This is a genomic window from Candidatus Chloroploca asiatica (assembly GCF_002532075.1).
Taxonomy (GTDB): domain Bacteria; phylum Chloroflexota; class Chloroflexia; order Chloroflexales; family Chloroflexaceae; genus Chloroploca; species Chloroploca asiatica.
Map to the genome: position 1 here is coordinate 1 of NZ_LYXE01000076.1, position 7,979 is coordinate 7,979.

Genomic DNA, 7,979 nt, shown 5'->3' on the forward strand with positions numbered 1-7,979 from the left:
TCCATCGTGTCCTCCTGAAGCGTTCGATCATTCCTTCAGAAGGATACACGATGGGCTACCACTTTGACGTAGCCCTATGGGTAGCTTGACAGGCATCGCATTTGCCGCTACAATCTTTATGCTTGTGGCCGTATCATCCGCATGCCAATGTAGCTCAGTTGGTAGAGCAGCTGTTTCGTAAACAGCAGGTCAGGGGTTCGAGCCCCCTCATTGGCTCCACACGCGTAAAGCCGTTATGATGGGTTTCCCATCGTAACGGTTTTTGCTTCACGGCTCATCATGTATGGAGGTGAGAATGACGCGACGCGAGAGTTTCAATGCGGCTGAGTGGACGTTGCTTGGTGATGCTCCGCTCGCTGCTGGTGCTGCGGTAGCGCTGGCTTCGCCTGGCGGTGGTCGCAGCGAGGCCGAGGCGATGATGAAGGGGTGGCGTGCTGCGGGTGAGCACTTTGCCCAGACTGAGCTTGGGGCTGAGATTGTGGCCCGGCTTGATCCCGAGCGCCGACCCGAGAGTGGGGCTGCACGGTATGCCTATGCCAGTATTGTCGAAGAGGCGGTAGATCTCTGTGGGCGCGCCGTTGCCCTGCTGCGCGAGCGTGCGACCCTCGAAGAACTGGACGCTTACCGTGAGTTTGTGATTCACCTTGCTGAACACGTTGCCTGGGCTCACAATGAAGCGGGGCTCTTTGGTGTCGCTGCACAGTCGATGAGCCTCGATGAACGTGCCATGATGAGTACCATCGCCCGTGCCCTGGGCTATGGAAAGCCGTAGTTTTCTGCCATGCGCAATCTGACCCGAATCTTGCCGGTTGATGCCGAGGGCCTCGCGACGGCCGCTGCACTGTTGCGGGCCGGTTGGTTGGTAGCTTTTCCTACCGAGACGGTGTATGGCCTCGGTGGGTCGGCACTTGATGAGGCGGCTGTGGCCCGTATTTTTGCGGCCAAGGGTCGCCCCGCCGAGGATCCGCTCATTGTCCATTTGGCTAATGTCGCCGAGCTTCCCCGGGTCACAACGGCGCTGCCGGTGTCGGCGATGCTGCTTGCCGAGGCTTTCTGGCCGGGACCGTTGACGCTGATTGTGCCACGTGGCCCTGAGATTCCTCTTGCAGTGACGGCCGGTCGTCCGACGGTGGCGGTGCGCATTCCGGCGCATCCGGTGGCGCGTGCATTATTGAGGGAGGCTGGCCTTCCGATTGCCGCGCCGAGTGCGAATCGTTTTGGTTATACGAGTCCGACGACGGCGGCGCATGTGCTTGCTGATCTTGATGGGCGCATTGAGGCGATCCTTGATGGCGGGCCAACGACGATTGGGGTTGAGTCGACAGTGCTCGATCTCACGACGCCGATCCCGACCCTGCTTCGCCCCGGTGGGGTGAGCCTCGAAGCCCTGCGGGATCGGCTTGGCCCGGTGCTCGTTGGTCAACGTCAGCCCGCAGGATCAGGCGCCGGTCTTGCCTCGCCTGGCCTCCTCGACCGCCACTACGCCCCGGTGACGCCGCTCTGGTTTGTGCGTGGTTCACCCGCTGCGATGCAGATCTGGTTACGCGAGCGTGTGCGTGCCGAGTTGGCGTTGGGGCGTCGGGTGGGGTTGCTGGTGCCTGATGAAGATGCGTCCGCCCTGGCTGACCTTGAAGTTGATTGTGAACCACTTGGGCCAGCAGGTGATGTTGCCCAGATCGCCCGCCACCTCTATGCGGCACTCCGTGCCCTTGATCAGCGTCAACCGACCTTGATCCTTGCCCGTGATCTGGGGGCGATTGGTCTTGCCCTGGCGATCCGTGACCGCCTGACCCGCGCCGCCGCCGGGCGGGTGATTGAGCTAGAGCGCCCGTGAGACCTCACGGGCGCTCATCGGAGTGCCGACTTCAGTCGGCTGTAACGTAAGTTTCCTGGCGTCCTCAGCCGTCCACGAATGGGGGCCACGAAGAAACGAAGAATTGCGTCACCAAGCCTGTTTTCGTCTCTTCGTAAGGGTTCTTCGTGGTCGGCGGCGCGACTGGGAAATGTCGTTCCCAGACTAATCAGTGGTGTGTCAACGAAGTTTCCTGATCTTTTGCGAGCCTGGGTACGCGGGCGTCCCGCCCGCTGGTGCTCGCGAAGTGGGCGGGACGCCCGCGTACCCAGGACGGGTCAACCTTATTTCCAAGGGTTTGATATTAGGTGACGCGCATCCGCATCCACCCACTCGTATTGTGAAAGTTGACGACGGCGGTGCCCGGCGGTACCAGTTCGTCACAGGCGGCGCGGAGCTCATCGCTGAGTTGCATCGTCGCCACCGGTAGCATTGCTTCGAGTTGGGCCAGGGTACGCGGCCCGAAGATTGGTGCCGTGATCCCCGGCTGATCCTTGACCCAGAGCAACGCCAGGTGCGCCGGGGCGACGCCATGTGCTTCGGCCAGCGCGACAAAACGCTTGCCTACCTCGACGCCAGCAGCGGTCACGCGCTCGGCGTAGATGCCGCCGCGTAAGGCCGCCCGTGAGTCGGTTGGTACGGCTTGGGCATCGTGGTAGCGCCCGGCCAGTACCCCTTGCGCCATTGGTGACCAGGGCATGAGCGCAAGGTTGTGAGCCTGGCATAGCGGCACCAGTTCATTCTCGATCCGCCGATCAAGCAGGTTGTACGGCGGTTGCTCTGAGACGTAACGCGCCAACCCCTTCATCGCGCTGATCATCAGTGCTTCCATCACGCGCCAGGCGGGATGCGTCGAGCAGCCAATGTAGCGTACTTTGCCCTGGCGCACCAGATCGGTCAGGACGCCCAGGGTCTCTTCGACCGGCACGGTGGGATCAGGCCGATGGATCTGATAGAGATCGATATAGTCGGTCTTCAAGCGCCGCAACGAATCCTCGCAGGCTCGTAGCAGATGCAAGCGGGAATTGCCGCGCTCGTTTGGGCCTGGCCCGGTGGGATAGTGGGCTTTGGTTGCCAGGATAACCTCGTGGCGCCTCCCGCTGGCGGCCAGGGCGCGACCGATAATTGCTTCACTTTCGCCGGCGTTGTAGCTGTTCGCCGTATCAAAGAAATTGAGCCCGGCATCAAGTGCCCAATCAAGCATGCGTGCTGCTTCATCCTCTGGGGTTGGATTGCCAAAATTCATTGTTCCGATACAGATTGGCGCTACTCGTACCCCGGTACGTCCCAGCAAACGGTATTCGATCAACGTCTTCCTTCCTCTCATGCTTCAGTACGTCCATACCCAAGTTCGCGTAGCGCCTGCTCTGCCTCGCCTGCTTCATCCCACGGGATGGCATGATCGGCATAGATGACGCAACCTTCGTGTCCTTTGCCCAGCAACAGGACAAGATCGCCTGGTTGTGCCTTTGCCAGCGCGGTACGCAGCGCCTGCGCACGATCGGGGATGCACAGATACCCTTCATTGGGGCGCAGACCCGCCTGACGGGCCCCTGCGGCAATCTGTTCAATGATTGCTTCGCGGTCTTCGCCACGTGGATCTTCATCGGTGAGGATCAGCAGGTCACAGTAACGCCCGGCAATCGCGCCTTGCAGGCTCCGTTTGGCGCGATCACGTTCGCCAGCACTGCCAAAGACCGCGATCATCCGCCCCGTCACGAGGGGGCGGAGCATGCCCATCACCTGCTCGAACGAACCTGGGCTGTGTGCATAATCAACAATGACTTCAAATGGTTGGCCTCGTTCAACTGGTTCCATGCGCCCACGCGGGGCATGGGTGGTGCTGAGGGCGGCCAGCGCTTGTTCCAGGGGTACCTCCTGACTGAGCGTGACACTGAGGGCGGCTAGCGCGTTACTGATGTTGAAGGTGCCCGGTAACCGCACACTCAATTCGCCTTCACCCCACGGGGTACACACGTGTACGAGCGAGCCTGTTGGCCCACTGCGCACGATGGTACCTTTGACCTCTGCCGGTTTGAGGATTCCGTAGGTGAGTTGGCGCGCCTTCGCCGGCGCCGCCTCAAGAAAAAAGTGGTGGTGTGGGTCATCGGCATTGACAATAGCCCATGACAGGCTTGTTGATTGGGGCGCTCTAACCGCTGGTTCATCGAGCATGGCAAAGAGGCGGGCTTTGTCGGCGCGATACTGCTCAAACGTGCCATGATAGTCGAGGTGCTCGTGGCTGAGATTAAGAAAGACAGCCACATCAAAATAGCATCCGCTCAGGCGGTTCCAACTGGCTGACAAGGCGTGAGAGGTTGCCTCGATGACTGCTGTATCACACCCGTTCGCCACCATCTCGGTCAATAATGCCTGGACATCAGGGGCCTCGGGCGTGCTCTGACGGGTAGTGTTCGCCCAGCGGCGGTTCCCTATTTTGAAATCAACCGTACTGATGAGCCCGGTCGTCTTGCCACACGCATCAAGCATCTGACTTACGAGATCGGTGGTCGTGCTCTTGCCTTTGGTTCCTGTTATGCCGATTGTGCGCAACCGGGTTGCGGGATAGTCGTAAAAAGCCGCTGCCAGGGGTGCCAGGGCCACCCGACTATCAATCACTTTGATCAGCGTGGCACCCTCCAAGGTATGCTCACTCTGGTGCCGTGCATCAACGACGATGGCCCGCGCCCCACGGGCAAGTGCCTGTAAAATGTAGGCATGCCCATCAACATGGTGTCCTGCGATGGCGACAAAGAGGCCACCTGGCACCACCTGACGCGAGTCATAGGCCAACCCGGCAATGGGTTGATCTAGTGAGCCAATAATCTGGACGACCGCAACATGGGCGAGTAATTCACGTAATGTTTTCATCTTCTTACCCCAAGTACCTTCTCACTTTCAGGGTAACACATATGCAAGAACGCGATTCACAGGAATGCCTTGACGATGACCTTTTGTCCTGATCATCTCTGGCTCACTGGTTGGATAACAACCCATCATATCGCTACGAACCCGCCCTGAAACGAAAATTTCACCAGAGCGAGCCTGTTGCATCAAATGGGCTGCCAGGTTCATCTCTTCACCCTGCGCCGTATAGACACGCCGTCGTGTATTCCCCACCTCCCCAACAAAGAGTTGCCCAAGCGTGACGCCAGCGCATGTAATCAGGCCACGTTGGCGCAACTCAAGGCAGCATCCTATGGCCTGGCACGATCCTTGCTCGGGGAGACCGTTGCGTCCAAAGAGGAGCACAAAAATTGGCCCTTTATCCCCAAGCTCAATTTCGTTGAGTTCCCCACCCCATCGTGCAACGACGACCTGAACGTCGCGCACAACCAGATGGAGGTTGCTGAGCTTTGGGGGGACTTCAAAGGCCGCAAACACCGGAAGGCAACGCCGATAGCCTGAAACGAGGTGATTCCTAGCCAACTGTTGCGCGATTGGCCGTGGCAGAAAGTGGTGCCATGCGATAGTGGATGTGGTTGGTGGTGTGGGCGAAAGATCGGCTTCACAAGCTTCTTCCGGGGCCTGGGCGTACCGGAGTTGTTTGGGTGGGCAGGTTTGCCTGGCTTCAATTGCAGCGCGGAGGCCTGGCCCGGCGAGCAGGAAGTGACATCCATATTCAGGGGTTCCCACCACGAGGCCATTGATCAAGCCTGTGCTTACACCGATGCGTAGGTGTAGCTGGATCGAACCCTGTGGCGTGACGATCGCGGGAAACTGACTGATCGTGTCGAGTAACGCTTCCCCACAGGTACATCCGAGTTCGCGATCGCTTATCTCAGGCCACCAGGCGGTCAGGGCGTCACCTGCAATTGAGGTCACATCCCCACCATAAGCCCCGATGGTCTCAATCAAGGTCGCGTAATACTGGTTCAACGTGTCATGTAGTTGGCTTGCCCCGTCGGGTTGATCGGCAAAGGCACTGGTGAGTTGCGTAAACCCGCTCACATCGGCATAGAGTGTGGTGGCTTGTGTGGAAACGACCATACCTTGCTGAACCCGGCCTCTGGCAAGCTGTTCGGAGAGCCAGGTCGAGAGAAAGGACTTCAGTGTCAGTGGTATTGCGTCGTTGCTCATACAGGTTGACTTTTCCTCCTCTCCCAGAGGCTTGGTCGCGTCTTCTCGATCAGGATGAGTATGCTATACTACATTGTACATTGCGAACGAACCAGAAAGAGCAATGTCTCTGTGTGCTCGCCTGAGCGCCCCGGCGTGAGGCCGCGGCGATGGCCAGCACGTTCTTGACGTGACCTGAAAAGGTCGGAAGAAGGTGTGTTTTGGGTGCAGAACGTCTGCAAAAGGTGCTGGCGGGTGCTGGCATTGCTTCGCGTCGTGATAGCGAAGCGTTGATTGCTGCCGGACGGGTGACCGTTAATGGCCGTGTAGTGCAAGAGCCAGGTCTGAGGGTTGATCCAGAAAAAGATGTGATTATGCTTGATGGCGAGCCGGTACGGCAGCCCGGCCGTCGTACGTATGTGTTGTTACACAAGCCGGTTGGGGTGGTTTCAACCGTGGAAGACCCCCACGGTCGCCCGACGGTCGTCGATCTGGTGCAGGTGCCTGCACGGATCTTTCCAGTTGGCCGCCTTGATGTTGATAGTGAGGGGCTGTTATTGTTGACTGATGATGGCGAACTAACCCATCATTTGACCCATCCCCGCTTTGAGGTTGAGAAAGAATATCGCGTTCTGCTTGACCGTCCCCTCGAGACGGTTGCCCTCCGCGATTGGCGGAATGGGTTGTGGCTTCATGGCGAAATGACCGCTCCGGCCAAGGTCGTTCTCGCCGAAACAACCGATGAAGGTGTCTGGTATTCTGTGGTGCTTCGTGAAGGCCGTAAACGCCAGATCCGTGAAACAGCAAAAACTCTGGGCTATGAGGTGCGACGCCTGATCCGTGTGCGCGAAGGTAAACTCACCCTTGGTACTTTGCCCATCCGTGAGTACCGTACCCTTACCGATGAAGAAATTGCCGAGTTGCGCACTCATGTGCCGCCGACATCATTTGCTGATGAGGCCCGTGCGGAAGATCGTTCTATGCACCGTGAGCCTGAGCATGATGATGAGACCGGTTCATCGCGCCGTGCCGCTGCGGGGGTTGCGGCGGGTGCCGCAGGTGTGGTTGGCGTGAAGAAAGTTTCTGGCGATCGCGACGATCGTGCCGCCAGACGTTCTGACGATGATCGGACTTCGCCTCATGCTCGTCGCGATCAGCGCGATGAGCGTGGCTACGGTGCTGGACGTGATGAGCGCGGCGGCCGTGGGTACGAGCGGAACGAGCGCAGCTACGGTGGCCCCGGACGTGACGAGCGCGGTGGACGCGGCGAAGAGCGTGGCTACGGTGCCGGGCGTGATGAGCGCGGCGGCCGCAGCTACGGTGGCCCCGGACGTGACGAGCGCGGTGGACGCGGCGAAGAGCGTGGCTACGGTGCCGGACGTGACGAGCGTGGCGGACGCAGCTACGGTGCCGGGCGTGATGAGCGCGGTGGCCGCAGCTACGGTGGCCCTGGACGTGACGAGCGCGGTGGACGCGGCGAAGAGCGTGGCTACGGTGGCCCTGGACGTGACGAGCGTGGCGGCCGTGGCGAAGAGCGTGGCTACGGTGCCGGGCGTGACGAGCGCGGTGGACGCAGCTACGGTGGCCCTGGACGTGACGAGCGTGGCGGACGCAGCGAAGAGCGTGGTTACGGTGCCGGACGTGATGAGCGCGGTGGACGCAGCTACGGTGGCCCTGGACGTGACGAGCGTGGCGGACGCAGCTACGGTGGCCCTGGACGTGACGAGCGCGGTGGACGCAGCTACGGTGGCCCTGGACGTGACGAGCGCGGTGGCCCTGGACGTGACGAGCGCGGCGGCCGTGGCGAAGAGCGTGGCTACGGTGCCGGACGTGACGAGCGTGGCGGACGCAGCTACGGTGGCCCTGGACGTGACGAGCGCGGTGGCCGCAGCGAAGAGCGTGGGTACGGTGCCGGACGTGACGAGCGCGGCGGACGCAGCTACGGTGGTCCTGGGCGTGACGAGCGTGGCGGACGCAGCGAAGAGCGTGGGTACGGTGCCGGACGTGACGAGCGTGGCGGACGCAGCTACGGTGGCCCTGGGCGTGACGAGCGTGGCGGCCGTGGCGA

6 protein-coding genes and 1 tRNA gene are annotated in these 7,979 nt (G+C 60.5%); 4 read left to right on the top strand and 3 right to left on the bottom strand.

Annotated elements, in window-relative coordinates; all coding sequences use genetic code 11:
• Window positions 1-143: 143 nt before the first annotated feature.
• The 3 genes from A9Q02_RS08825 to A9Q02_RS08835 all read left to right on the top strand — a co-directional run bounded on the left by A9Q02_RS08825 (window position 144) and on the right by A9Q02_RS08835 (window position 1,834).
• Window positions 144-219 (top strand) — tRNA-Thr (locus A9Q02_RS08825).
• A 76-nt stretch (window positions 220-295) separates the two neighbouring features.
• Window positions 296-772, top strand: a complete 477-nt coding sequence (locus A9Q02_RS08830) for a hypothetical protein (protein WP_097652032.1) — start codon at window positions 296-298, stop codon at window positions 770-772.
• A gap of 9 nt (window positions 773-781) precedes the next feature.
• Complete coding sequence (locus A9Q02_RS08835) at window positions 782-1,834, top strand: L-threonylcarbamoyladenylate synthase (protein ID WP_097652034.1); 1,053 nt, start codon at window positions 782-784, stop codon at window positions 1,832-1,834.
• A 322-nt stretch (window positions 1,835-2,156) separates the two neighbouring features.
• Here the strand turns inward: A9Q02_RS08835 and A9Q02_RS08840 are convergent, their stop codons facing one another.
• The 3 genes from A9Q02_RS08840 to A9Q02_RS08850 are packed head-to-tail and all read right to left on the bottom strand — an operon-like array spanning window position 2,157 to window position 5,932.
• Window positions 2,157-3,161, bottom strand: a complete 1,005-nt coding sequence (locus A9Q02_RS08840) for an aldo/keto reductase (protein WP_245860467.1) — start codon at window positions 3,159-3,161, stop codon at window positions 2,157-2,159.
• 14 nt (window positions 3,162-3,175) lie between these two features.
• Entirely contained in the window at window positions 3,176-4,723 is a 1,548-nt protein-coding gene (locus A9Q02_RS08845; RefSeq protein WP_097652038.1) for a UDP-N-acetylmuramoyl-L-alanyl-D-glutamate--2,6-diaminopimelate ligase, read from the bottom strand.
• Window positions 4,724-4,750: 27 nt separating this feature from the next.
• On the bottom strand, window positions 4,751-5,932 hold the full coding sequence (locus A9Q02_RS08850; protein ID WP_097652039.1) for an adenylate/guanylate cyclase domain-containing protein: 1,182 nt from the start codon (window positions 5,930-5,932) through the stop codon (window positions 4,751-4,753).
• 200 nt (window positions 5,933-6,132) lie between these two features.
• Here A9Q02_RS08850 and A9Q02_RS08855 point away from each other — a divergent pair.
• Window positions 6,133-7,979, top strand: a 1,847-nt coding sequence (locus tag A9Q02_RS08855; protein WP_097652041.1) for a pseudouridine synthase, incomplete at its 3' end; no start/stop codon positions are given.